Annotated in this window: 27 protein-coding genes and 1 rRNA gene; 4 read left to right on the top strand and 24 right to left on the bottom strand. The window is 30.7% G+C overall.

Going from position 1 to position 23,365, the window contains the following annotated elements; all coding sequences use genetic code 11:
- Nucleotides 1-105: 105 nt before the first annotated feature.
- The 7 genes from B5E79_RS10195 to ychF all read right to left on the bottom strand — a co-directional run bounded on the left by B5E79_RS10195 (nt 106) and on the right by ychF (nt 6,449).
- Complete coding sequence (locus B5E79_RS10195) at nt 106-1,368, bottom strand: glycoside hydrolase family 125 protein (RefSeq protein WP_087297943.1); 1,263 nt, start codon at nt 1,366-1,368, stop codon at nt 106-108.
- Nucleotides 1,369-1,430: 62 nt separating this feature from the next.
- The gene (locus B5E79_RS10190) at nt 1,431-1,847 is read right to left on the bottom strand and encodes a GNAT family N-acetyltransferase (RefSeq protein ID WP_087297942.1); all 417 of its coding nucleotides are present in this window, start codon (nt 1,845-1,847) and stop codon (nt 1,431-1,433) included.
- 15 nt (nt 1,848-1,862) lie between these two features.
- Complete coding sequence (locus B5E79_RS13950; protein ID WP_255376355.1) at nt 1,863-2,057, bottom strand: DUF3788 family protein; 195 nt, start codon at nt 2,055-2,057, stop codon at nt 1,863-1,865.
- Nucleotides 2,058-2,076: 19 nt separating this feature from the next.
- Nucleotides 2,077-2,286 (bottom strand): DUF3788 family protein, encoded by a 210-nt coding sequence (locus B5E79_RS13945; protein ID WP_255376354.1) that lies wholly within the window; start codon nt 2,284-2,286, stop codon nt 2,077-2,079.
- Nucleotides 2,287-2,410: 124 nt separating this feature from the next.
- Nucleotides 2,411-4,411: an AAA family ATPase gene (locus B5E79_RS10180; protein ID WP_087297941.1), complete on the bottom strand. Its 2,001-nt coding sequence runs from the start codon at nt 4,409-4,411 to the stop codon at nt 2,411-2,413.
- 209 nt (nt 4,412-4,620) lie between these two features.
- Nucleotides 4,621-5,349, bottom strand: coding sequence for a class B sortase (gene srtB / locus B5E79_RS10175; RefSeq protein ID WP_087297940.1), 729 nt, complete (start codon nt 5,347-5,349; stop codon nt 4,621-4,623).
- A complete protein-coding gene (gene ychF / locus B5E79_RS10170; protein WP_087297939.1) occupies nt 5,349-6,449 on the bottom strand; it encodes a redox-regulated ATPase YchF in 1,101 nt (366 codons plus the stop codon). Before ychF ends, srtB begins: the two co-directional genes overlap by 1 nt.
- 125 nt (nt 6,450-6,574) lie before the next feature.
- Between ychF and B5E79_RS10165 the strand changes: the two genes are divergently transcribed.
- Nucleotides 6,575-6,895, top strand: a complete 321-nt coding sequence (locus tag B5E79_RS10165; RefSeq protein ID WP_087244223.1) for a putative heavy metal-binding protein — start codon at nt 6,575-6,577, stop codon at nt 6,893-6,895.
- A 159-nt stretch (nt 6,896-7,054) separates the two neighbouring features.
- Here B5E79_RS10165 and B5E79_RS10160 read toward each other — a convergent pair whose 3' ends face one another.
- Nucleotides 7,055-7,498 carry an Hsp20/alpha crystallin family protein gene (locus B5E79_RS10160; protein WP_087246041.1) on the bottom strand — a complete coding sequence of 148 codons (444 nt, stop codon included), beginning with the start codon at nt 7,496-7,498 and terminating at the stop codon, nt 7,055-7,057.
- A gap of 215 nt (nt 7,499-7,713) precedes the next feature.
- A complete protein-coding gene (locus tag B5E79_RS10155) occupies nt 7,714-8,400 on the bottom strand; it encodes a hypothetical protein (RefSeq protein ID WP_087297938.1) in 687 nt (228 codons plus the stop codon).
- A gap of 208 nt (nt 8,401-8,608) precedes the next feature.
- Here B5E79_RS10155 and B5E79_RS10150 point away from each other — a divergent pair, with 208 nt between their 5' ends.
- The 3 genes from B5E79_RS10150 to B5E79_RS10140 are packed head-to-tail and all read left to right on the top strand — an operon-like array spanning nt 8,609 to nt 10,406.
- A complete protein-coding gene (locus B5E79_RS10150) occupies nt 8,609-9,091 on the top strand; it encodes a phosphatase PAP2 family protein (RefSeq protein ID WP_087297937.1) in 483 nt (160 codons plus the stop codon).
- A gap of 51 nt (nt 9,092-9,142) precedes the next feature.
- Complete coding sequence (locus tag B5E79_RS10145) at nt 9,143-9,583, top strand: MarR family transcriptional regulator (RefSeq protein ID WP_087246059.1); 441 nt, start codon at nt 9,143-9,145, stop codon at nt 9,581-9,583.
- Nucleotides 9,564-10,406 carry a DegV family protein gene (locus B5E79_RS10140; RefSeq protein ID WP_087297936.1) on the top strand — a complete coding sequence of 281 codons (843 nt, stop codon included), beginning with the start codon at nt 9,564-9,566 and terminating at the stop codon, nt 10,404-10,406. Before B5E79_RS10145 ends, B5E79_RS10140 begins: the two co-directional genes overlap by 20 nt.
- 107 nt (nt 10,407-10,513) lie before the next feature.
- On the opposite strand, the gene B5E79_RS10135 is transcribed toward B5E79_RS10140, so the two are convergent.
- From B5E79_RS10135 to rrf, 15 genes are all read right to left on the bottom strand, one after another.
- Nucleotides 10,514-11,854, bottom strand: a complete 1,341-nt coding sequence (locus B5E79_RS10135; protein ID WP_087297935.1) for an MATE family efflux transporter — start codon at nt 11,852-11,854, stop codon at nt 10,514-10,516.
- Nucleotides 11,855-11,925: 71 nt separating this feature from the next.
- The gene (locus B5E79_RS10130) at nt 11,926-12,507 is read right to left on the bottom strand and encodes a GNAT family N-acetyltransferase (protein WP_087297934.1); all 582 of its coding nucleotides are present in this window, start codon (nt 12,505-12,507) and stop codon (nt 11,926-11,928) included.
- A 1-nt stretch (nt 12,508) separates the two neighbouring features.
- The gene (locus tag B5E79_RS10125; protein WP_087297933.1) at nt 12,509-12,910 is read right to left on the bottom strand and encodes a secondary thiamine-phosphate synthase enzyme YjbQ; all 402 of its coding nucleotides are present in this window, start codon (nt 12,908-12,910) and stop codon (nt 12,509-12,511) included.
- Between the two features lie 12 nt (nt 12,911-12,922).
- Complete coding sequence (locus B5E79_RS10120; protein ID WP_087246049.1) at nt 12,923-13,393, bottom strand: GNAT family N-acetyltransferase; 471 nt, start codon at nt 13,391-13,393, stop codon at nt 12,923-12,925.
- Entirely contained in the window at nt 13,374-13,574 is a 201-nt protein-coding gene (locus tag B5E79_RS10115) for a DUF951 domain-containing protein (RefSeq protein WP_087246047.1), read from the bottom strand. Before B5E79_RS10115 ends, B5E79_RS10120 begins: the two co-directional genes overlap by 20 nt.
- A complete protein-coding gene (gene folD, locus B5E79_RS10110; protein WP_087246045.1) occupies nt 13,564-14,424 on the bottom strand; it encodes a bifunctional methylenetetrahydrofolate dehydrogenase/methenyltetrahydrofolate cyclohydrolase FolD in 861 nt (286 codons plus the stop codon). Before folD ends, B5E79_RS10115 begins: the two co-directional genes overlap by 11 nt.
- A 115-nt stretch (nt 14,425-14,539) precedes the next feature.
- Nucleotides 14,540-15,952 carry an NAD(P)/FAD-dependent oxidoreductase gene (locus tag B5E79_RS10105; RefSeq protein WP_087245979.1) on the bottom strand — a complete coding sequence of 471 codons (1,413 nt, stop codon included), beginning with the start codon at nt 15,950-15,952 and terminating at the stop codon, nt 14,540-14,542.
- Between the two features lie 119 nt (nt 15,953-16,071).
- On the bottom strand, nt 16,072-16,998 hold the full coding sequence (locus tag B5E79_RS10100; RefSeq protein WP_087297932.1) for an AEC family transporter: 927 nt from the start codon (nt 16,996-16,998) through the stop codon (nt 16,072-16,074).
- 3 nt (nt 16,999-17,001) lie between these two features.
- A complete protein-coding gene (locus tag B5E79_RS10095) occupies nt 17,002-17,253 on the bottom strand; it encodes a kinase to dihydroxyacetone kinase (protein WP_087245975.1) in 252 nt (83 codons plus the stop codon).
- A 2-nt stretch (nt 17,254-17,255) separates the two neighbouring features.
- On the bottom strand, nt 17,256-18,728 hold the full coding sequence (locus tag B5E79_RS10090; protein WP_087297931.1) for a glycoside hydrolase family 1 protein: 1,473 nt from the start codon (nt 18,726-18,728) through the stop codon (nt 17,256-17,258).
- Nucleotides 18,729-18,819: 91 nt separating this feature from the next.
- A complete protein-coding gene (locus B5E79_RS10085) occupies nt 18,820-19,767 on the bottom strand; it encodes a magnesium transporter CorA family protein (protein ID WP_087245971.1) in 948 nt (315 codons plus the stop codon).
- A 234-nt stretch (nt 19,768-20,001) separates the two neighbouring features.
- On the bottom strand, nt 20,002-21,210 hold the full coding sequence (locus B5E79_RS10080; protein ID WP_087297930.1) for an ATP-grasp domain-containing protein: 1,209 nt from the start codon (nt 21,208-21,210) through the stop codon (nt 20,002-20,004).
- A gap of 2 nt (nt 21,211-21,212) precedes the next feature.
- Nucleotides 21,213-21,968, bottom strand: coding sequence for an esterase family protein (locus tag B5E79_RS10075; RefSeq protein WP_087245967.1), 756 nt, complete (start codon nt 21,966-21,968; stop codon nt 21,213-21,215).
- Nucleotides 21,969-21,978: 10 nt separating this feature from the next.
- Complete coding sequence (locus B5E79_RS10070; protein ID WP_087245965.1) at nt 21,979-23,160, bottom strand: ATP-grasp domain-containing protein; 1,182 nt, start codon at nt 23,158-23,160, stop codon at nt 21,979-21,981.
- Between the two features lie 125 nt (nt 23,161-23,285).
- Nucleotides 23,286-23,365: ribosomal RNA gene (rrf, locus tag B5E79_RS14045) — 5S ribosomal RNA — on the bottom strand; the annotation flags it as partial.

The following is a 23,365-nucleotide window of genomic DNA, read 5'->3' as shown; positions in this document are numbered from 1 at the left end:
TCCTCCTCAACAACAATAAGTATACAGAAAGCACTTTCAAATAGAAATTACAAAACCTGTAATATTTTTACAGATTTCCACAAAAAAATAAGAGGTTGTTACCTCTTAGAAATAGACTTTCATAATCAGTTCAGCAAACAATGAATTAGCCCAACAAAACCATGGTCTTGTATATTGACTATCATCATTGACATCAAAACTTTCATGACAATATCCTGTATCACCTGTATTATTCACAATCATATCAATAAGTGTCTGAATTTCTTGTTGATTGGTAGATGTTAAAGCTTGCATTGTCAATGCAATTGGCCAAATATAGTTTTCCCATGTATGTGGAGAACCAATGCCTTTGGCTTTTTTTCCTGCATAATAATATGGATTATCTTCACTTAAAATAAAACGTCTTGTATTTTGATAGATAGGGTCATCTTCATGGCAATATTCTAAATATGGTAAAGATAATAAGCTTGGTACATTAGCATCATCCATTAAAATATGATTTCCATATCCATCTGTTTCATAGGCATAAATTTTGCCATATTTTGGATGAAGATATGTTCCAAATAATTCAATACCATAATCAATCTGGAACTTCAAATCAATAATACGTTCTACAAGATGTTCATCGTGATAAAGATCGCGTACAATCTCTACTAAATAAGATAAAATAACACTACAAAACATATTTCCTGGAATATTGTAATTCAAAGCACAGGCATCATCACTAGGGCGAAAAGCACTCCATACCATTCCTGTATATCTTGTATCAAATCCATGTCCATGATTTTGTAATGTTTCTGTTTTTCTTAAATTCCATACTTTCGCCATATCTCTTTCAAAAGTATAAGAAGATTTCTGACTATGATACTGTTCAATTTCAAAAACATCTAAAATCGTATGAATAAAATAAAGATACTGTTTATCAAAAATAGTCGTATCATTTGTTTCTTTGTAATATTGATAAGCGAGTTTGACTGGATAACATAATGAATCAAGTTCAAACTTTCTTTCCCAGACATATGGTTTCATAATTGTTGTATCATGATATTCTCTTGGAACATCTTCCGTATTTAAAAAAGCATTAGCATATGGATCCAATAAAACATATTCTATTTGTGAGCGAATTAATCCTTTGATTTTATTTTGTAGATCCTGATCATCTTTCATTAATTTTAAATAATGATTCACCTGACAACTTGAATCACGTAACCACATAGCATTAATATCTCCCGTAATAATATAAGTCTTATCTCCTTCAACTTTTAAACTTGTTTCTAAAGTTGACATAAAACATTTTTTAAACATTTCTCTTAATTTCTGATCTTTGATCACATCATCAGCTTTTTGCATTATTTCTGTTCTATTCATACTATCCCTCCTCCTATTCATTTTATATAAAAGATAGTCTCTTTTCCATTTCTAAATATGTATTATTTTTTCTTTATAAACATCTGCATGCCATGTCCTGATAAATCATTAGGCAATAATGAAAAACCTAAACTTTCATAAAAACTCTCTTTTCCTTTTGCGGCAATCAATTGAAGAGAACAACGTTCTTCTTTTTGTAAATGTGATTGGACATATTGAATCATACATTGAATAATTTTTGTCCCTATTCCCTGATGCTGATAGTCTGGGAGAACTGCCACATCACAAATCAGATAATAAATGCCGTCACCTATTAATCTTCCCATTGCAATAGAATGTTCATGATCTTTAACAACAATACTATAAACTGTCATATCTAAAGCCTGTTGTAATTGATGATCAGTCAACATTCTCCATTGTACACCTTCTCTTATCTTTTTAATATCTTCAATATTTAATGTATTTTCTTCATATATCATTTTTATTTATACCTCTTACTTTCTACGTGCTTTTATATTAATGATTGTCTTGATATCTTCATATTGTTTATTATCATCTTCTAAGTCAATCATTAACCATTTTTGTCCATTTCCCTCTTGTGTATTTGCATAAATATTTTGTATGTTATTGTGTAATGTTGGTAATATTTGTTCAAAACTGTCTTTCTCTTTCTTTCCAATAACAACCATAACAGTAAAATAATTCTCTCTAGGATAAATCGTACATAATGTTTTTTGACCTTTTTTTCATTTTGATATTCCAGCCATACTCCCAGCTACATTTACTAAATTCATATTTTGGTGTGATAAGGTATTGATCTATCGTATATTGATAAAACAAGTCCCATAATGGATTATGGATATATTGACTTATATCTTGCTGTGTTGGCATGGATTGACTATCTTTTCTATCTAACATAATCTTCCTCTTTTCTTTTCCATATCATTACCATACCACATCAAATGATAAATGAAAACATTCATCAAAATAAAAGAATCTACAAAAAAGTGCTATTTTTATCAATAGCACTCAGTATCTATCATTATCTATTTTTAGAAACAAGATATTTTTTCATCTGTTTTAATAATGTTCTTGCTCCTTGATTGACATCATAATCTTTTAAAATATCTTCCATCATACTCTCGGTAAGTGGGATTGGTGTCTGATTTTTTAAAATTTGTTGTAGATGTTGTTTTTGTAATGTTTGATATTCAATAATTTCATCAATACGATTTAAGAATTCTTTTGAAAAATAAGACTCTAAATGTTGATATGAAGGAAGTTTCTTTTTAAAACCAACAATAGATTGATTTTGTTTTGTGACATTAGAAGTCATGATAATAATGGTATCTTTAAATGAAATGATATGATGATGATTATCTTTTAATACACCTTCATCAAAGACTTGTAAAAATAAATGCATAACTTGTGGATTGGCTTTTTCTATTTCATCTAATAATAAAATACTGTCAGGATATAAAATCATATCATGAAATAAAGTCGATTGCTGGTCATAACCAACATATCCTGGTGATGAACCAATAATCTTATTGACACTCGTTGTATCACTATATTCAGACATATCTAATTTAATAAAATGTTTATGCATGGTTTCTGCTAAAAATTTGGCTGTTTCTGTTTTTCCAATGCCACTGCTCCCTGTCAGCAGATAAACACCTTTTGGTCTATGAGGATGGGGAAACTGTGCTAAGGACTCTAAAGATTCAATAAGTTGATGTATAGCTCTCTGTTGTCCAATAATATGATGATTTAATGAAGTCTCAATATCCTGATAAGAATGATTTTGAAGACTTGCTCCTGAAATTTCTTCAATAACCTTTTCAATATGTTGTGACTGTAAAGTCTGATCTTGTTGGAAAGTTGCTTTGACACATGATAAATCTAAAACATCTAAAGCTTTATCAGGAAAAACACGTGATAATAAATATTGATCACAAAGACTAATAATTTCGTCAATACGTTCATCAAGTATATCAATATGATGATAATTTTCATACTGTTGTTTTAAACCTAAAAGAATATCTTTTGTTTCTTCTTTTGTATTCTCGTTTATTTTGAGTATGGAAAAACGTCTGTTCATAGCTTGATCTTTTTCAAAGTATTTATAATATTCTTCGATGGTTGTTGCCCCAATCAGAGTTAAATCTTTTCTAGCTAGAAAAGGCTTTAAAATATTAGAAGCATCAATAGCTCCTTCTGCTCCTCCTGCACCAATTAAATTATGAATTTCATCAATAAATAAAATAGCATCTTTTGCTTGAATCACTTTATCAATAATCTTCTTAAACTTTTCTTCAAATTCTCCTCTATATTTTGTCCCTGCAACAATACTCGACAAACTGAGTTCATAAATAACTTTGTTTTGTAAAAGCTTTGGAACTTCCTTGTGATTGATTTTATAAGCTAATTTTTCAACAAGCGCCGTTTTACCCACACCAGCTTTTCCAATCAATAAAACATTATTTTTTTCTTTTTTACATAATGTTAAAAAAAGTTGTTCTAATTCCTGATCTCTCCCTATCATCAATCTATTTTCTTTTTTTACTAATTCATTAAAATTAACAAGTTCATGAATTTTATCTAATTCATAGAGTAATGATCTGGTTTGACTTAGTTCTTCTTTAATCTGATCAAAAGAAACATGATATTTATTTAATAATTCAACAGCAACACTTTCCTTTTGTGAAAGTAAAGCTAAGCACAATATATTTAAACTGACTTTTGACTCTTTTCTTTCACGTGTGATATTGATAGCTTCTTCTAATATCTTTTTGACAATATCACTATATTCCATATAAAAAGGTTGAATATCCTTTTCACCAAACAACCTTACAATATCTTTATATATGACTTCATCATCAACATGGTAAGATTTTAACATCTTTGTCATAAGTATATCTTTCATCTTTAATAATGATAATAAAAGATGTTCACTTCCTACATGACTATGTCCTAAATCAAACGCAATACTTTCAGCTATGACAATTGCTTTTTGTGCCTGTTCATGAAATTGTGTAAGCATACTACACCTCTTTTCCTTTCTATCATATGAACTCTATTTGAAATTATTAACGTTTTCTTTATATTTAATCAATTTATTATTTTGCATTATTTTCCAAAAATAATGCATACCCTTTCTATGACTGTCATGTGATGAAAATGACTCTTTTTATAGATGTCTTTTATAAAAAAAGAATTATAACCATTTGTCTTGATTATAATTCTTCATAACTATTCACTTTTTACTTTTTCTCTTAACTGTCCATAAACAACATATCTATTTTCAGTCCCTGAATAACAAGTGCTTAACATAATCATGTTCACTTGTTCATCACTTACGTTTTGATAAACAGAAGCTTCACTTTTAACCTGATTCATATAAGAATCATAATCTATACCTTTTTGATACAGATCACTTGTTGCGGCAATAACTGTAGAAGCTACAGCCTGGTAAACATAAACACTTCCATCAGGCAAATAAATATAAATATCTTGATGTTCATTAAAATAATCTTTTTCAACAAAATATCTCAAATCATGAAAACGTGAACCATTTTTCATATTATGACCATATATGATGGTATTATCATCACTAAAATCTCTAGAATTGATTTCATCAATAAATACATTTCCTGCTGTATTAGATTTCATATATAAATCTGTATATAAATAAGTATCATTGTTTTCACCTTTTAATATAGGTTCATCAATTTTTGTATCAGGAATATATAACCATCCAATCACATCAGAATTAATATTTTGTAGTTCTTCAAAATTAACAACACGTTTTAATGGATCTTCTTTTTCTTCTTCTGGTTCTTCTACATATTGAGTCACTAATTCTGCACTTTCTTTTTCAATTGTATAATAATTATAAAAGATTTTTCCTAATTGAAAAGCTGAAAATAGAAAAACACAAATACATATAAAAAGCAATATTCTTCTGATTATTTTGTTCATTATACATTAAATTTGAAGAACATAATATCTCCATCATGTCCTACATATTGTTTTCCTTCCTGACGAATTTTTCCAGCTTCTCTTAAAGCATGTTCACTGCCATATTCCATTAAATCATCATAGCTATATGTTTCTGCTTTAATAAATCCTTTTTGGAAATCAGTATGAATAATTCCTGCCATTTCTGGAGCTAACATTCCTTTTTTAAATGTCCATGCTCTGACTTCATCAGCTCCAACAGTAAAGAAAGTATTTAAACCTAATAAAGCATAAGCTTCTTTAATTAATTTATCTAAACCACTTTCATCAATACCTAAATCATCTAAGAACATTTGTTTTTCTTCTTTATCAAGTCCGACAAGTTCACTTTCAATTTTGGCACAGATAGGAACAACATCACAATTTTCTTTGGTTGCATAATCCTTTAAGGCAACATAATATGGATTACTTTCAGGATTTTCTAAATCTTCTTCACCAAGATTAGCCACATAAATTAATGGTTTCATTGTTAATAATGTGTATTGTTTGACAATATCCATATCTTCTTTTGAAAAAGTCATCACTCTTGCTGGTTTTCCTGCTTCTAAAGTTTCTTTTAATGGTGTCAAAACATCCATTTCAGCTTTGGCTTCCTTATCACCTGATTTCGCTTTCTTTTCAATTTTTCCAATACGTTTTTCAACTGTTTCTAAATCTGCAAAAATCAATTCTAAATTGATTGTTTCAACATCTCTTACAGGATCAACATCTCCATCAACATGTGTAATGTCTTTATCTCTAAAACAACGAACAACTTCACAAATCGCATCTGTTTCACGAATATTTGCTAAAAACTTGTTTCCTAGTCCTTCGCCACGACTTGCCCCTTTAACAAGACCTGCTATATCAGTAAATTCAAAAGTCGTTGGAATTGTTTTTTTAGGATTAAAAATCTTTGTTAATTCATCTAATCGATAGTCAGGGACTTCTACCACTCCCACATTTGGATCAATTGTTGCAAATGGGTAGTTGGCAGCTTCGACCTGTGCATTTGTAATTGCATTAAATAATGTTGACTTACCTACATTAGGAAGTCCTACAATACCGGCTGTTAATGCCATTTTTTCATCACTCCTTAACTCCATTCCATTTTAGCGAAAAATAATCAAAAAGGCAATCTTATTAACTGTAAAATACACATCTTTTCCAAACAAATATGATATTTTAAAAGTAAGGAGGCGATTATATGATTTTAACAACAACACCTTCTGTTGAAGGAAAAGAAATTATTGAATACAAAGGTATTGTTTTTGGTGAGGTTATTTCTGGTATTAACTTTATAAAAGACTTTACTGCAGGATTATCTAATTTTTTTGGTGGAAGATCTGCCACATATGAAAATGAATTGTTAGAAGCTAGAGAAAATGCATTAAAAGAGTTAGAAGAACGTGCTTATCAAAAAGGTGCAAATGCTATTGTAGGAATTGATGTTGATTATGAAGTTTTAGGTGCTGATAATGGTATGTTAATGGTGACTGTATCTGGCACAGCGGTTGTTGTACAATAAAAAAAGTGGTTAACCCACTTGGTTATCAGTATAAAGAATGTTATTGTGGAGAGAAAACCTGATAACTGTCCTTAATATATGCTCTTTTTCATGAGCTTACTATCGTTTTATATAAAATTTTGTTTAAGAATATGTAAAGCAGGGTTGTTTTAACCCTGCTTATTCAATCGTAATTGTATTGTTGTTTTCGATGACTTTCATATCCTGTTTTGGTATTGATATTCTCAAGACTCCATCTTCAAATTTAGCCTTGATATCGCTTTGTGGTACACTTTCTCCCACATAGAAGCTTCGACTCATGCTTCCTGCATATCTTTCCTGTCGGATATATTGTCCTTCTTTATTCTTCTCATCTTTATTTAAGCTCTTTTTAGCTGAGATTGTCAAATATCCATTGTCAAATGACAATTCCACATCTTCTTTCTTGAAGCCTGGAAGATCCACATCTAATTCATATGTTCCTTCTGTTTCTCGTACATCTGTCTTCATCACATTTCTTGAATGTTTTCCATACAATGGATTTTTCTTTCCAAAGAATTCCTTGTCAAAATCATCAAACCAATCATCAAATAAACTTTCTCCAAAAATACTAGGCATTAACATATATATCACCTCTTATGAATAATTCTAAGCATTGTTAGAGAATGAACAATGTTTGATATGAGAAGTAAGGAATGCCTTTTCTATTCTCTTTCCTTATTTCTATTTATATTATAGTCCTCTATTTTAGCAGAGTCAAGTATAGAGTGCTAAAAACATTTTTTTAATTTTAAACAGCCACTTATCATACTCTATCAAATCATATCAAAGATATATTTTTATATAATATGATCAACATGTCGCAAAAGATAGGCATCCATGTCATCAAACCCTATCATACTTCGACGAAGTGTTATTTTTTTATTTTTTATATAAATCACAATCTTAACACATTCTTGCCATCCATAGACATTTTTTACCTTTCTTTCAACTCTTGTTATTTCTGTTACAGGAAATGTATAGTTTGTCCCTATGACTGGTCTCATCGTTATATCATCTCCCTTAGCAATCATCTGGAATCTACATATAGAAATTCCCCACAAGATAAAGGGACTTACAAAAATGATGGCACCCACACTCAAAGCAAATAAAAACATTGAACTCACAACATCTAACATAGCAATAAACAGTATTGGAAAAATCATTGACAACAAAATAACAGCTATAAAGATAAGATCGTTTTTAGCCCAATAAACTTCCGTTTTCAGTCCAAGCTCTGCTTCAAACATAACTTTATTATCATTATCAAAGAACAATATCTTGATATCATGATCCTTACCATATTGCGTTGCCTGATAAATCAAATGAATTCTGTCCTGATCCGTTATTTCTCCTTGATGTTTAATCCAACAGATTGAATCAGCCCATGCATAAAAATCATTGAAACAAACTTCACCATCAAATCTTGCTATATTGCCATTATCATCTTCAATTTGTATATAACTTTTCGTTCCTGTTATTTTCATTATATCTTATCTCCATCAATCATACTCTATTCACATTATATCAATTTCAAATAATCCCATCAATGACACAGTCCTACACCATTTTCTATTTATTCGTCAGTGCATTTTGTATAATCTACAAATATCACTGCACTTATCTTTTAAAATTTTTATTTTATTTGTTTTCATCGCATATTTTCGATATAATGGTAAAGAAAGGGTGAGAGCTTTGGAATGTTTTTATCAGTCCATGTTAGCGTATATAAGACAACGTCCTCGTTTAGAAAAAATCATTATTTTTTTAACACAATATTGTCCTTATGTAACGTTTATCTTATATCCATGTGTCTTGATTTATTTATGGTATATTCATAGTCCTTATTTGATAGATGCCATTCTAAGACCATGTATAGCTTTTGTGATTGTGACGGTTTTTAGAAAAATAGTGAATCGTCCCCGTCCCTATGATCATATGGATATTCAACCCTTAAGAGGTCATAAACATGGCGAATCTTTTCCAAGTCGTCATACTGTTAGTGCCTGTATTATTGCTTTTGTATGTTTTTATGCTCATTTTTATGTTGGCGTTTTTGCATGTATCATTGCATTGATTGTCAGTTTAACACGTATTTTAAGTGGGGTTCATCATATAAGTGATGTTTTTGTAGCAATTATCATTGCAATTCTGTGTTTTATAATTGACTTTCATTAAAAATAATTTATACTATACTTAAAATATTTTAAGTATTTATGAGGAGGTTATATGCTAAGTCAGGAATTTCAGGCTGTTTATAATATATTCAAAATGAATTTTTATTCATCTATGTGTGCTACTTCTAAAGAACTCACTATGCAAGAAGCGTTTAGCTTAGATATTATTTATATGTTAGGTGAACCCACTATTTTAGAATATGCTAAATATATGGGAATTTCACAGCCTAATGCTACATATAAAGTCAATCAATTGGTAGAAAAAGGATATTTAAATAAAACAGTCAGTCAAGAAGATAAACGATCTTATCATTTAAAAGTTACAAGTAAATTCTTGGAGTTTTATCGTGAAAATGATCATTATATTAAAAAAGCCCTTAAAGAAATTGAAAAACTGTTTAGTAAAGAAGAAGTGAAATCCTTAGAGAAAATGCTTCGTACAATTAGAATATCTATGACGGAGGAAAAGAAAAATGATAAAAATAATTACTGATTCTACATCTGATATTGATTTAAAATATGCACAGGAACTCAATGTTGAAGTTGTGCCTTTAAAAGTCATTATTGATGGAAAAGAATATAAAGATCGTATTGATTTACAACCAGAAGAATTTTATGATTTATTAGTTAATAGTCAGACATTACCATCTACATCACAACCATCACCTCAAGACTTTGTTGATTTGTATGAAACAGCAAAAAACAACAATGATAGTGTTATTGTTATTACTTTGTCTAGTGTTATTAGTGGAACATATCAAAGTGCTAATCTTGCAAAAGATTTAGTTGATTATGATGATATTTATGTGATTGATAGCTTAGGAACAACGCAGATGCAAAGATTACTTGTATTAAAAGCAGTTGCATTAAGAAATGAAGGTATGAATGCTCAAGATCTCTATACATTTTTAGAAGCATATAAACATCGTATTCGCTTATTTGCTTTTGTAGATACATTAGAATATTTATATAAAGGTGGACGTTTATCAAGAACAGCTGCAACAGCAGGAACACTTTTGAAATTTAAACCTATTATTGGTTTTGATGAAGGCAAATTAGATGTATTTGCGAAAGCCAGAGGGACTCAAAAAGCCACTGCTAAAATTATTGACTTAATTCAACAAGATGGTGAAATGGATTTAGATGAACCTATCTGTATCGGATATACTGGCTCATCCGATGGTTTAGATAAGTTTGAAAATACATTAAGGGAAACTTTACATTTTGGTGAAACATTACATGGTATTGTTGGACCGGTTATTGGTACACATGCTGGTCCTGGGGCTCGTTTAATTGCTTACGTAAAAAAACAATAAATCATCCATAAGTATTGATTGTCATAGATGATAGCTATGATAATCAATACTTTTTATTATATTGAATATAATCAAAAAAGTATGATCATAAAAATCATACTTTCTCTTTATGCAACAACAAAAGTCTTTAAACGTTTTTGAATAAGATACATTGTAATGATAAATGCTATGAAATCTGCAATTGGTACAGCAATAAAGACACCATATAATCCAAAAATCCAAGAAAGGATTAAAATCAATGGTATCAATAATAAACATTGTCTTAATAAATTAAGAAAGCTGGATTGTTTAACCATTCCAATTGCCTGAAAGAAATTAGCACACATTGTTTGACATCCAACCAATGGTAAACAAATAAACCAAATGCGTAAAGCACTATTTCCTAATTCAATAATTGCTGGCTCTTGATTAAATATAGAAATAATCATTGATGGGAATAATTGAATCACTAAAAATCCTAAACAAGAAAGAATACTAGAACCTATAATCGTATACTTTAATGTTTCTTTAACACGATGATCATTCTTAGCACCATAATTATAACTAATAATAGGTTGTTGTCCTTGTGTCATACCTGTTAATGGCATCAACATAAGTGTTTGAACACTTGTAATAATTCCTACTGTTGAAATAGCCAAATCCCCACCATATAAACCTAATGTTCCATTAATAACAATATTTAACACACTTGTTGATAATTGCATTAAAAAGGCTGGCAAACCTGTTTTCATAATCATATATGTATAATGTTTTTTCAACTTCATATGTGATAAACGACATGGAATGATTCCTCTTTTTCCAAATAAGAAAGACAATTGCCATATCATACTTAAACATTGTCCACCAATTGTCGCAAGTGCAGCACCTTCCATTCCCATATGAAATTGAACAATTAAAATATAATCAAAAACAATATTAAAACCTGCTCCTAACAGCTGTGAAACCATAGCGTTTTTAGCATTTCCTTGGGCACGGGAGAAATTGTTTCCACACATGGCTACACATTGAAAAACACCACCATATAAAATAATACTCAAGTAATCACTGGCATAAGGTAAAACCTTTTCACTAGCTCCAAGTATAGTTAATATAGGATCCATAAAAATATTACCTAAAACCATAAAAACAATACCAAAGATAACTGTAATCATTAAAGCATTGCCCTGATAATATTTAGCATCTTCCTCTTCCTTAGCACCTAAAGCAATAGAAAAACGTGTAGCTCCTCCAACTCCTGCCATTAAGCTTAACGCCATCAAAATTAAAGTCACTGGATAAGACACAGTAATTCCTGCTAAACCTAATGATCCTAAATCAGGAGCATTACCAATAAACATTCTATCTACAATATTATAAATAGCATTGACAATCATCCCAATCATAGCTGGTATAGATAGTTCAATCAATAAAGTTAAAACTTTTTGTGACCCCATTCTATCTTTATCCACAATTTTCCCTCCCTTAACGTTTTTTAGTTTAGACATATTGTCCTTCTTTGTCAAGAAACAAAAAAAAGACATTAAATGTCTTTTTCAATATGATGAGGATATTTATTCCAATATTTTAAATAAATAAAATCCTCATCCTTTTTAAAATGATACTGATACATTCTAAAAGTAACTAAAATATTTTTAGGCATCCATTGTTCCTTATAAGAATAACAATATTTCATACCAATCTTTTTCATGACATTTCCACTGTGAGGATTACAAACATCATGCGTTGCAGTAATGTATGGCAAATCAGATGTTTTGAATTCTTCAATCATTTTTAAAGTTGCTTCACTCACTATTCCCTGATGCCAAAACTCTTTTCTTAAAGCATAGCCAAAATCATGACTCTCATCACCACTGATTTGAATATATCCAATAGGTCTATCATTTTCCTTTAAACAGATTGCATAATAATAACCATCTTGATTTTTATATTTATCTAAATAGTGAGTCTGCAAATAATCTTTTGCTTCCTCGACACTCTGTAATGGAAACATAGGTAAAAAACGATTAACATCAGAATCACTTAATAATTCATATATTGCCTGTTCATCTCCCATACGAAAATGTCTAAGAATCAGTCTTGAAGTTTCATAAAAGTCTTTCATCTTATCCCTCCATGATTTTAACATAAAAAGTTCTTTGCCTAGGTCCATCAAATTCACATAGATAAATGCCTTGCCATATTCCTAATAAAAGTTGACCACGATGAATGATAAAAGTCTGACTTGGGCCAAAAAGAGTTGACTTAATATGGGCATGTGAATTCCCCTCAAAATGATGATAATCCAAATGTTCTGTAGGAAAAGCACGTTCAAAAGCATTGATCATATCTCTAACAACATCAGGATCCGCATTTTCATTGACAGTGATTCCAGCCGTTGTATGTGGTGTATATACCACAACAATTCCTTCATCTATGTGGCAGTGATCAATATCCTGTTTGACGATTTCAGTAATATCATGCATTTGCATACGTTTAGAAAATTGATATTGATGTTCAAATAACATTCTCAATCACTCCTATAAATCTTTTATATACCATCTATCACAAGCATAATGTGGTCCTTGAATAAGGGGTTGTTCCAACGGAATAAATCCATTTTTTAAGTAGAAACGATTGGCTGCTATCATATTGGAAAATGTTTCCAAATAACATTGCTGATAGTATGTCTTTGCAAAATCTAAGGACAGGTTTAATAATTCTTGTGCTATGCCTGTACCACGTATCGCCTTATAACAATACATTTTCTGCAATTCACATATACCTTCTTTGCCTTCCACTGGTCCTATCCCACAACCACCAACAACATGATCATTTTCAACAACCACAAGATATTGTTTATGAGCAGGTTGATAAACTTGATAAAATTGTCCTAAATCTTTATCTTCCCAGGCACAACCTGGTTTATTACCACCAAATTCTATCAGACAATCTCTAATCAGTTTTTCGACTTCTTTATTATCTTTTTCTTCAATCAGACGTATTTTCATGAGCTGGTATAACCTTTTTTAAACGTTTTTCAAAATCACGACGAGAAAACATAACAATGGCTCCACACCCTAAACATTTAATTTTGATATCTGCACCCATACGTATAATTTGCCATTGATTAGACTTTTTACAAGGATGTTGTTTTTTCATTTCAACAATATCGTTTAAATTATATTCCATTTTTGTGCTCCTCTCTTTGTTGATAAGCTTTATAAGTATTTTCCAATAACATCGCAATTGTCATTGGTCCTACACCTCCAGGCACTGGTGTAATATAAGAGACAAGATCTTTGACATCTTCATAATCAACATCACCACATAATTTATGATTTTCATCACGATTAATACCAACATCCAACACCACAGCACCTTTTTTAATATAATCTTTATTAAAAAACTTAGGTTGCCCAATTGCCGCTATTAAGACATCAGCTCTTTGACATAACGTGGCTAAATTCATTGTACGGGAATGTGCAATTGTCACAGTTGCATGTTTATGCAAACATAGTAAAGCCACTGGTTTTCCAACAATATTACTTCTTCCAACAACAACAACTTCTTTTCCAGTTAAGTCATAATGAATTTCATCTAATAAAACCATCATACCTTGTGGAGTACAAGGTACCAGTCCTTTTTCTCCTAACACAAGTTTAGCTACATTAGATGGATGAAATCCATCTACATCTTTTTGTGGATCAATTAAATGAAGTATTTTGTCTTCATGAATATGTTGTGGTAATGGCAACTGTACCAAGATGCCATCTACAGTATCATCATGATTAAGTTTTTGAATCACTTCCATTAATTTTTCTTCTGTTGTCTGTTCATCCAGTTTCACAATATCAGATAACATCCCTACATAGGCACATGCTTTATCTTTATTGCGAACATATGTTTGACTGGCAGGATTTTCACCTACTAATACAACTGTTAATTTTGGTAGTCTTTGACCATTTTCTTTTAATAAATCAATCTTTTGTTTGAGTTCATCTTTTCGCTTTGCTGCAATCTTTTTTCCATCAATGTTCATAAATGATTACCCCCTCATTATTGTTTCTATTATAATGGAAAATATACCAATTGTAAACTTTTAGCCCCAAAAGAAAAACTACAATAAATACAAAGAGTTTATTGTAGTTATCATTTTATTTATTTAAAATATGTCTCGCAATTAAGATTCCATTAGCTCCTGCCTGAGCCAATCCACGTGTTAGTCCAGCACCATCGCCACCTACATACAGACCATCAATCTCACTTTCAAATCCTTCTCTTACTTTAGGTCTTGCTGAATAGAATTTAGCTTCTACTCCATAAAGCAATGTATGTTCATTGGCAATTCCTGGTGTGACATGATCTAAAGCTTCAATCATTTCAATAATAGATTTCATCGTATTATATGGTAACACAAGCCCTAAATCTCCTGGTACAGCTTCAGGTAATGTTGGAACAGTATAACCTTCTTTTAAACGTTTCACAGTTGTACGACGTCCTCTTTTAATATCACCATAGCGTTGTACAATAATGCTTCCATGTGATAGCATATTGGCAAGTCTAGCAACCTCATGAGCAAATTCATTAGGTTCATTAAATGGTTCACTAAAAACATGTGAAACTAATAATGCAAAATTGGTATTATGACTTCCAAGTTTTGGATCATGATAAGCATGTCCATTGGCTAACATTGTCCCTGAATGATTTTCAATAACAACATGACCACTTGGATTTGAACAGAAAGTTCTGACTTTAGTTCCCACAGATGTATTGTATACAAATTTACCTTCATAAAGATGAGAATTAATTTCATCCATAACAATATTACTTGTTTCTACTCTTACACCTATATCAACCTGATTATTATAAAGTTCTAATCCCTGACGTTTAAACACTTTGGCTAGCCATGTTGAACCATCTCTTCCAGGAGCTAACACAACATGAGGAGCATAAATTTCTTCACCATTTTCTAAAACAATCCCTTTAACATGATGATCTTCTACAAGAATATCCTTAACTGCTGTTTTAAATGCCATATCAATATGCTGTTTAAGTTCATTAGACATTTCTGTCATAATTCTCAAATTTTCTTCAGTTCCTAAATGACGCACTTTAGCACGTAATAATTTCAATCCAACAGCATATCCACGTTTTTCAATTTCTTTCACTTTATCAGTCGTTGGATCAGTAATTTCACGTGTTGCACCATGTTTCAAATACAATTCATCCACATAATGAATTACATCTTCAACTTCCTGATTATCTAAATAATCTGTTAGCCAACCACCAAATTCACTGGTAATATTGAATTTACCATCAGAGTAAGCACCGGCTCCCCCAAATCCTGAAGTAATTGAACAAGCAGGTAAACATCCTGGTTCATTTTCTTTAATTTGTGGACAACTTTTAATTTTCTTATCTTTAATAGGACAATGTCTATACATCACATCATGTCCTTTATCAATAAGTAATACTTTTAATTCTGGATTTTTTAAATACAATTCATAACTTGTCATAATTCCTGCTGGTCCAGCCCCAACAATAATGACATCATAATTTTTTTGCATAAAAAAACGCCTCATTTCTGGGGCATTATTAAATAATCCTCATTTATTATATTCATAAAAACTTATCCTTGTCAATAAAATACGCAGAATAAAAATATGTTATCAATTTATAAAACTTTTTATGCCAAAAATAAAGCCACAATCACTGGAATCGTAACAATAGAAAGTAATGTTGTCATAAAAACAGCTTTAGCTGCCAAGGCAACATCTTTTTGATATTCTGTTGCAAATAATACAGCAATATTTCCTACTGGCATAGCAAGCATAATTAAAGAAACGCCAAGTATTAAAGGATCACGAATAAAAGCATTTAAAATAGGATAAGCTATAACTGGAATAACAATCTGTTTTAAAATCGTATATGGATATATTCTGACTTCAGTAAAGACTTCTTTAACTGGAATCGTAGCAAGTGTTGAGCCAATAAGCAACATGGCAATAGGTGTTGTAATATCACCAATCATGGTTATCGTTGAAGACAAAACATCGGGAACCTGTAAACCTGTAAAATAAATAAACAAAGCCACAAGTGAAGCAATCACGCCTGGTGAAAGAAGCTGTTTCAAATTGATTTTTATTTTTTGTACAGAATGATAATTCATAAAAAGAATACCTGCTGTAAACACAAGCAAATTAAAAATCATATTAAAAATAGCAGTTAAAAATACGGCTTGATTTCCAAAAATAGATTTCATAACAGGAAAGCCCATAAAACCGATATTAGAAAACATTGTCATGAAAATATATAAACCTTGTTGTTGGAGAGGAACTCTCATAACTTTGACAATCAAAAAGCCCAAAATAGGTAAAACAAGAAAGATGACAATTCCTACAATAAACACAAAAACAATTTCAGATATTTGTTTTTCAATTTTTGTAGATAAAACAGAAGATACAATCAATGCTGGTGTTGTGACCGACAACAAAAGTGTTGTTAAACGTTTATTAAAGTCTACATCCAGTATCTTGATCTTTAATAAAAGATACCCTAAAGCAATCACCAGAAATAATTGTATCATCTGTAAAACAATAACTTTGATATCCACAATCTATCCTTTTAGCCCATGTGCCTGTCTTTCCATATTTTCAACAACAATATCATAGATTTCTCCAAGTGTTGCCCCATATTGTAAAACAAGCCATGGTTCATTGGTATGAAAATGAATTTTAATGAGTTCATCATCACCAACAGCTAATAAACAATCTCCCTGAAAATGTTCTGTAATATAATCATTAATTTCGTCTTCATTTAAGTTTTTTCCTTCAATTAATAACTGTGTATCAAATTTATATTCTAACATTTTTATTCTCCTTCAAATAAACAAGCTCCATTTGTTTCAATAACATGTTTATACCAATCAAAAGATTTTTTCTTATATCTTTTATAAGTTCCATTTCCTAAATCATCACAATCTACATAAATAAATCCATATCTTTTACTCATTTGTTTTGTAGATTCACTGACAATATCAATACATCCCCATGATGTATATCCCATTAAATCTACGCCATCTATTTCAATAGCATTCAACATTTCTCTAAAATGTGCATCAAAATAATCAATACGATATTGATCATCAACTGTTCCATTCACAAGTTCATCTTTAGCTCCTAAACCATTTTCTACAATAAATAATGGTTTTCTATAACGATCATATAAATCAACTAAAGACACTCTTAAACCAATAGGATCAATTTGCCATCCCCAATCAGATGAAGGAATATATGGATTTTTTATTGCTACATTCGTATTGGCTGCAGTTTTCTTTAAACCTTTGTCATCTTTTGCAACACAACTTGATGAATAGTAACTAAATGAAACAAAGTCTACTGGATATTTCTTCATAATTTCTAAGTCATCATCCTGCATTTCAATATGAATACCTTCATTTTTAAATTTAGCTAATAAATAAGCTGGATACTCTCCAAAGACTTGTGTATCACTATAACAATATGTACTTCTCATATCCTGTTGTGCCTGTAAAACATCTTCTGGTTTACAAGTATAAGGATAATATGTCAATTTTGTTAACATACAACCTACTTTTGAACCAGGAATTTTTTCATGACAAATCTTTGTAGCAAGAGCTGAAGCTACAAATTGATGATGCATAGCTTGGAAAATAACCTGTTGGAAATTCTGCCCTGGGAAACGGTCTTCAACAAGTCCTCCTGTTGTATAAGGATGTCTAATCATTGAATCTACCTCATTGAATGTTAACCAATATTTGACTTTATCTTTATATCTTTCACAGATGACTTCCACATATTTGACAAACATATCCACAACTTCTCTTGATGCCCATCCATTATAATTTAAAACTATATTTAATGGTGGTTCATAGTGTGACATTGTCACTAATGGTTCGATACCATATTTTAAGCATTCATCAAAAACATCATCATAAAATTTTAAACCTTCTTCATTAGGTTCTTGATCATCACCATTTGGAAAAATACGTGACCAGGCAATAGACATTCTATAAACCTTGAATCCCATTTGGGCAAAGAGTTTAATATCTTCCTTATAATGATGATATCCATCTGCCCCATGTCTTTTTGGATATAAAGAATCATCCTGTGATTTTAATGCATCTTCAATATCTTTTGTTGTAATGGCATTTTGTGCATGATAATCTTGAACATCAATATCTAAATGATGTCTCGCACAATCAGAAACACTGATTCCTTTGCCTCCTTCGTTCCAGCCACCTTCATACTGATTGGCAGCTGTTGCGCCACCCCATAAAAAACCTTCTGGAAATTGTCTTACCATATTATTGTCCTCCTCTTCTTTTCATTTATTATACATGTTTCTTATATTGAATGTTCAAATTTTCAAAAAAAGAAAGATATGTTCCATGTACTTAATGAAACATATCTTTTTTCATAAATATAAACGAAGCAATAACACATGCAATAACGGCAATCAAAGTTGGGACCCACCATACTGGTCCTGGTAAACCTGAAACATTCATTCCATAAAAACTAAAGATAATATTTGGTATTGACATCACAATAGTGATAACTGTTAAAACCTTCATAACAATATTTAAGTTATTTGAAATAACAGAAGCATAAGCATCCATTGTTCCAGATAAGATATTTGAATAAATACTACACATTTCAATGGCCTGATTAATTTCTACTAAAACATCTTCTAATAAATCCTGATCATCTTCATAAAGTTTAATAGATTTTCCACGCATGATCTTATTCAAAGTAATTTCATCAGTTTTTAATGATGTTGAAAAATAAACTAAAGATTTTTCTAATCCAAGCATTTGAATAAGTTCTTTATTTTGCATTGATTTATGAAGTTTTTGTTCTGTCAAAGATGATAATCGATCAATTTGACGTAAATAAATCAAATATCTTTGAGAAATTCTTAAAAGAAGCTTTAATAAAAATCTCGTCTTCATTTCTGTATGAATACCCTTGACTTTACCTGTTGCCATATCTTCAATATTTAAATTCTCATATAATGAAATTGTAATAATATATCCTTTCATTAAAACAATACCTAATGGTAATGTTGTATATTGTAGAGTCATTTTATCGTATTTTCCTTCAGTTTCTTCTGCACTTGGATAATCGACAATGACTAATGTCTGATTGTAATCATCATCAAAATCAATATGTGAACTTTCTTCTTCATCTAATGAAGCTTGCACAAATTCAGGAACAATTCCCAAATCATTAATTAAAAATTGTTTTTCTTCTTCTGTTGGTGAAACAACATTAATCCAGCATCCTGTTTCTAATGTTTCGACTTTTTTTGTTTCTGTTCCAAAAGTTTTGTAAAATTCGATCATTTTTATCCTCCTCTTCTATAACAGGAGAATATCAATTATGTCTCCTGTTATGCTTTGTTTTATTGTTAATTTCGTATCTTCATCCGGCTCCGGAGACATAATAACACCTTCTTTCTTTCCTTTGCCATTATAACATAAAATGTCTGATATAAAAGCCTTTCATTTGTAATTTTTTTGTTTTTTATAAAAAAGATTTAAATCGAAAGTTTCCCTTCAATTCAAATCTTTCTTTTATTAAAACCAATCTGTTCCATCTTCTCTTTTTAAAATATAACGAATCATTTCAAAGAGTTCTTCTTTTGATTGAGATTTCACAATAAAGACATGATTACCCATTGCTCCACTTAATGATTCTGGAACATCTGTTTCTAAGGCTATATTCTGTCCATAAGTTTCTCTAATCTGATCATAGTTATGCATATACCATATTCCTTCTCTACGACCTGTATATGCTACCCAATATTCACGATGAATATCATAGAAACACTGATTATATTTAATCATATCAGCCCATATTGTATAAACATCGACATTATATGCAAAATCAATCATATCAGGCATATAAGCACCAGGTGCTCTCATGTTAACTTCTAATCCAACAATATCTCCTTTTCTTCCTAATCCTTCTTTATCTTCATCTAATCTAAAGAATTCAAAATGATAAAAACGACTTCTTGTATCAAAAGCTTCTACAACCTTTTTTCCGATTTCATATAAATCCAATCCTTCAACTGGTTGTGAGTAAAAAGCAGTATCACTTAATTCATTTACATTATCCATTATAGAATTCAACATGACATGTGATGAACAAATCAAAATATTTTTATCTTTATCGGTAATTCCATCAAATGTTTCAACATGACCAGGAACAAGTTCCTCAATAATAAATTGAATATAAGATGGCTTTGTCGCAAAGAAATAATCTAATTCATCATCATTTTTCAATTTATATGTTGAACTAGCACCCACACCATTATCAGGTTTAACAATAACTGGATATCCTACCTTGTTCGCAAATGCTTTTGTCGCAAGGTAATCATCAACTTTTCGATATCTGGCAGTTGGTATCCCAATCTTTTGATAGACTTCTTTCATTTTTGATTTGTATTTCATTGGTGATAGATTTTGTATTTTGGTTCCTGTTGTGACATTAAATTCATTTCTTAATGTTGCTTCCAATTCTAACCAATATTCATTTTGAGATTCTATCCAATCAATTTTTCCATAATGCCATGTAAAATAAGCACAGGCTCTATATACACTTTCATAATTTTCTAAATCATCTACACGATAATATTCTGTTAAGGCAAGTTTTGTATGATATGGCAAGTTTTCATAATTCGCATCACCGATTCCCAAAACACGAACTCCTCTGACTTTTAATCGGTCACAGAAATTGTAAAAATAATCTGGAAAATGTGGTGATATAAAGATAACATTCATTATTATATAACCCTTTCTACAAAATATGGGAATTGAACTTGCCACCAATCCCAATCATGATTCACATCGTGACCCCAAAAATCAATCCATGCTGGAATATCTTTATATTCTAAAAGTTCTTTCATACGCGATGTACTTCTAATCATATCATCTTCCCATGCTCCTTGCCCACAACATAAAACAATACGACAATGACGATACATCTCAACATAAGGATGGTCATAACTCATACCATGAAGATATTGAATTGGTGAATTGCGATAAAGAATATCATCATGATAATCTCCAAAAAACAAATCACTATCATAATATCCACTCAAAGCAATGGTACCTTTAAAAATATCCGGTCTTCTGAACATGAAATTCACTGCATGAGTTGCCCCCATTGAACAACCTGTTGTATAAATGCCATCTGCATACTGACCATCACGACCATAAGAATTAATTTCTAAAATTCTTGGAACCAATTCATTAACGATATAATAGAACCACTGTTCCATCATATATGTTCTATGTCCATTATCCATCCCTTCAGCTGACCAAGATTCTTGATCAATGCTATCACAACAAAATAGCTGAATTCGTCCTGCATCAATCAGGTGCTCTACTGTATGCACCATACCAAAATTTTCAAAGTCAAAGAATCTTCCATTTTGTGCAGGAAAAACCAAAATTGGTGTTCCTGAATGACCATAAACCTTAAATTCCATATCACGTAATAAACATTCGCTATATTCCTTAAACCATTCTGTCTTCATATTCTCACCCCTAACCTAAAACAAAATCAACGAATTCATTGACTTGCTCCATATTCTCAAATCGAGCAGTATATGTAAAATTACCCATAGCTCCACTTAAAATATCTGGCATTCTTTCACACATAACCAAATCAAAATGATAACGTGATACAATGTCTTCATGTGTATGAGAATATGAGATACCATCTCTTCTTCCACAATACACACAATGATATGGACGCTGATGATCATAGTCACTATACCCTTTTGTGACCATATCTGCATAGATTTGGTAAACATCAATATTATTGGCATAATTCATCATATCAGGAGTATAACCTCCTGGTGTTCTTAAATTAACTTCTAAGCCAACAATCTCTCCTTTTTGACCTAACCCAGGTTTATCCTCTAACAATCTAAAGAATTCCATATGGAAACATCTTCCAGCTGTATAAAAGGCTTTCACACATGCCTGTCCAGCTTGTTTCAAATCATAAGGTATTTCTCTTAAAGAATAATAATACATACTACTTTGATCATTCACTACATCCATAATGGGATTTGGAAAAACATGTGATGTTTCAAATAAAATCTCTTTATTTAAATTAGCAATACCATCATATGAAATAATTAATCCATTAACAAATTCTTCCATTATATATTGTGTAAAATGTTCTTCCTGATAAAAATGTTCTAACTCCTCCTGATTAGAAATTTTATAAGTCTTTGCTGCCCCAACCCCATTATCTGGTTTGACTACAACAGGATAGCCAACATCATGAACAAATTTTAAACCTGATTCCAAATCAGTGACTAAATGATAACGTGCTGTTTTGACTCCTGCTTCTTCATAAAACTTCTTCATCTTTGATTTACATTTAATATCTTCAATATGGTTTGTATGAATACCTGTTGTAATATTAAAATCCGTACGCAATTTGGCATCCTGTTCAAGCCAATATTCATTATTAGATTCCAACCAATCTATATGTCCATAATGGAAAATAAAATAACCCATCGCCTTTACCATTTCATCATAGTCTTCCATAGAATATACTTGATAGTAATCATCTATTGAATTCTTTAATTCTTCACTTAAATTATCATAAGGTGTATCCGCAATTGCTAAAACTGTGACTCCATTATTTTTTAAACGGTTACAAAATTGATAAAAATTTTTTGGAAAGGATGGTGATATATATACAAAATTCATAAGATAACATTCCCCCTTTTTTATATCCTTTTATCTATTATAACATAATAAAATAAAAAAAATCATCCAAAAAAAGAATGAGAATAAAAAAAAGGGAGGGAATAGAATGACTATTCCCTCACATGGACTGGCAGCGTGCTATTTTCGCAGTTGCCTACTATCTTCGCCGCTGTGATGCTTAACTTCTGTGTTCGGCATGGGTACA

The sequence above is a fragment of the Massilimicrobiota sp. An134 genome (genome assembly GCF_002160815.1).
GTDB classification, from domain to species: Bacteria; Bacillota_I; Bacilli_A; order Erysipelotrichales; family Coprobacillaceae; genus Allocoprobacillus; species Allocoprobacillus merdigallinarum.
This window is presented reverse-complemented; position numbering and strand designations above follow the sequence as displayed.

Excerpts from the sequence above, each read along its gene's own strand:
- B5E79_RS10195 (WP_087297943.1), bottom strand. The coding sequence starts at position 1,368 with ATGAATAGAACAGAAATAATGCAAAAAGCTGATGATGTGATCAAAGAT.
- B5E79_RS10190 (WP_087297942.1), bottom strand. The coding sequence starts at position 1,847 with ATGATATATGAAGAAAATACATTAAATATTGAAGATATTAAAAAGATA.
- B5E79_RS13950 (WP_255376355.1), bottom strand. The coding sequence starts at position 2,057 with ATGGTTGTTATTGGAAAGAAAGAGAAAGACAGTTTTGAACAAATATTA.
- B5E79_RS13945 (WP_255376354.1), bottom strand. The coding sequence starts at position 2,286 with ATGTTAGATAGAAAAGATAGTCAATCCATGCCAACACAGCAAGATATA.
- B5E79_RS10180 (WP_087297941.1), bottom strand. The coding sequence starts at position 4,411 with ATGCTTACACAATTTCATGAACAGGCACAAAAAGCAATTGTCATAGCT.
- srtB (WP_087297940.1), bottom strand. The coding sequence starts at position 5,349 with ATGAACAAAATAATCAGAAGAATATTGCTTTTTATATGTATTTGTGTT.
- ychF (WP_087297939.1), bottom strand. The coding sequence starts at position 6,449 with ATGGCATTAACAGCCGGTATTGTAGGACTTCCTAATGTAGGTAAGTCA.
- B5E79_RS10165 (WP_087244223.1), top strand. The coding sequence starts at position 6,575 with ATGATTTTAACAACAACACCTTCTGTTGAAGGAAAAGAAATTATTGAA.
- B5E79_RS10160 (WP_087246041.1), bottom strand. The coding sequence starts at position 7,498 with ATGTTAATGCCTAGTATTTTTGGAGAAAGTTTATTTGATGATTGGTTT.
- B5E79_RS10155 (WP_087297938.1), bottom strand. The coding sequence starts at position 8,400 with ATGAAAATAACAGGAACGAAAAGTTATATACAAATTGAAGATGATAAT.
- B5E79_RS10145 (WP_087246059.1), top strand. The coding sequence starts at position 9,143 with ATGCTAAGTCAGGAATTTCAGGCTGTTTATAATATATTCAAAATGAAT.
- B5E79_RS10140 (WP_087297936.1), top strand. The coding sequence starts at position 9,564 with ATGATAAAAATAATTACTGATTCTACATCTGATATTGATTTAAAATAT.
- B5E79_RS10130 (WP_087297934.1), bottom strand. The coding sequence starts at position 12,507 with ATGAAAGACTTTTATGAAACTTCAAGACTGATTCTTAGACATTTTCGT.
- B5E79_RS10125 (WP_087297933.1), bottom strand. The coding sequence starts at position 12,910 with ATGTTATTTGAACATCAATATCAATTTTCTAAACGTATGCAAATGCAT.
- B5E79_RS10120 (WP_087246049.1), bottom strand. The coding sequence starts at position 13,393 with ATGAAAATACGTCTGATTGAAGAAAAAGATAATAAAGAAGTCGAAAAA.
- B5E79_RS10115 (WP_087246047.1), bottom strand. The coding sequence starts at position 13,574 with ATGGAATATAATTTAAACGATATTGTTGAAATGAAAAAACAACATCCT.
- folD (WP_087246045.1), bottom strand. The coding sequence starts at position 14,424 with ATGAACATTGATGGAAAAAAGATTGCAGCAAAGCGAAAAGATGAACTC.
- B5E79_RS10105 (WP_087245979.1), bottom strand. The coding sequence starts at position 15,952 with ATGCAAAAAAATTATGATGTCATTATTGTTGGGGCTGGACCAGCAGGA.
- B5E79_RS10095 (WP_087245975.1), bottom strand. The coding sequence starts at position 17,253 with ATGTTAGAATATAAATTTGATACACAGTTATTAATTGAAGGAAAAAAC.
- B5E79_RS10090 (WP_087297931.1), bottom strand. The coding sequence starts at position 18,728 with ATGGTAAGACAATTTCCAGAAGGTTTTTTATGGGGTGGCGCAACAGCT.
- B5E79_RS10085 (WP_087245971.1), bottom strand. The coding sequence starts at position 19,767 with ATGATCGAATTTTACAAAACTTTTGGAACAGAAACAAAAAAAGTCGAA.
- B5E79_RS10080 (WP_087297930.1), bottom strand. The coding sequence starts at position 21,210 with ATGAATGTTATCTTTATATCACCACATTTTCCAGATTATTTTTACAAT.
- B5E79_RS10075 (WP_087245967.1), bottom strand. The coding sequence starts at position 21,968 with ATGAAGACAGAATGGTTTAAGGAATATAGCGAATGTTTATTACGTGAT.
- B5E79_RS10070 (WP_087245965.1), bottom strand. The coding sequence starts at position 23,160 with ATGAATTTTGTATATATATCACCATCCTTTCCAAAAAATTTTTATCAA.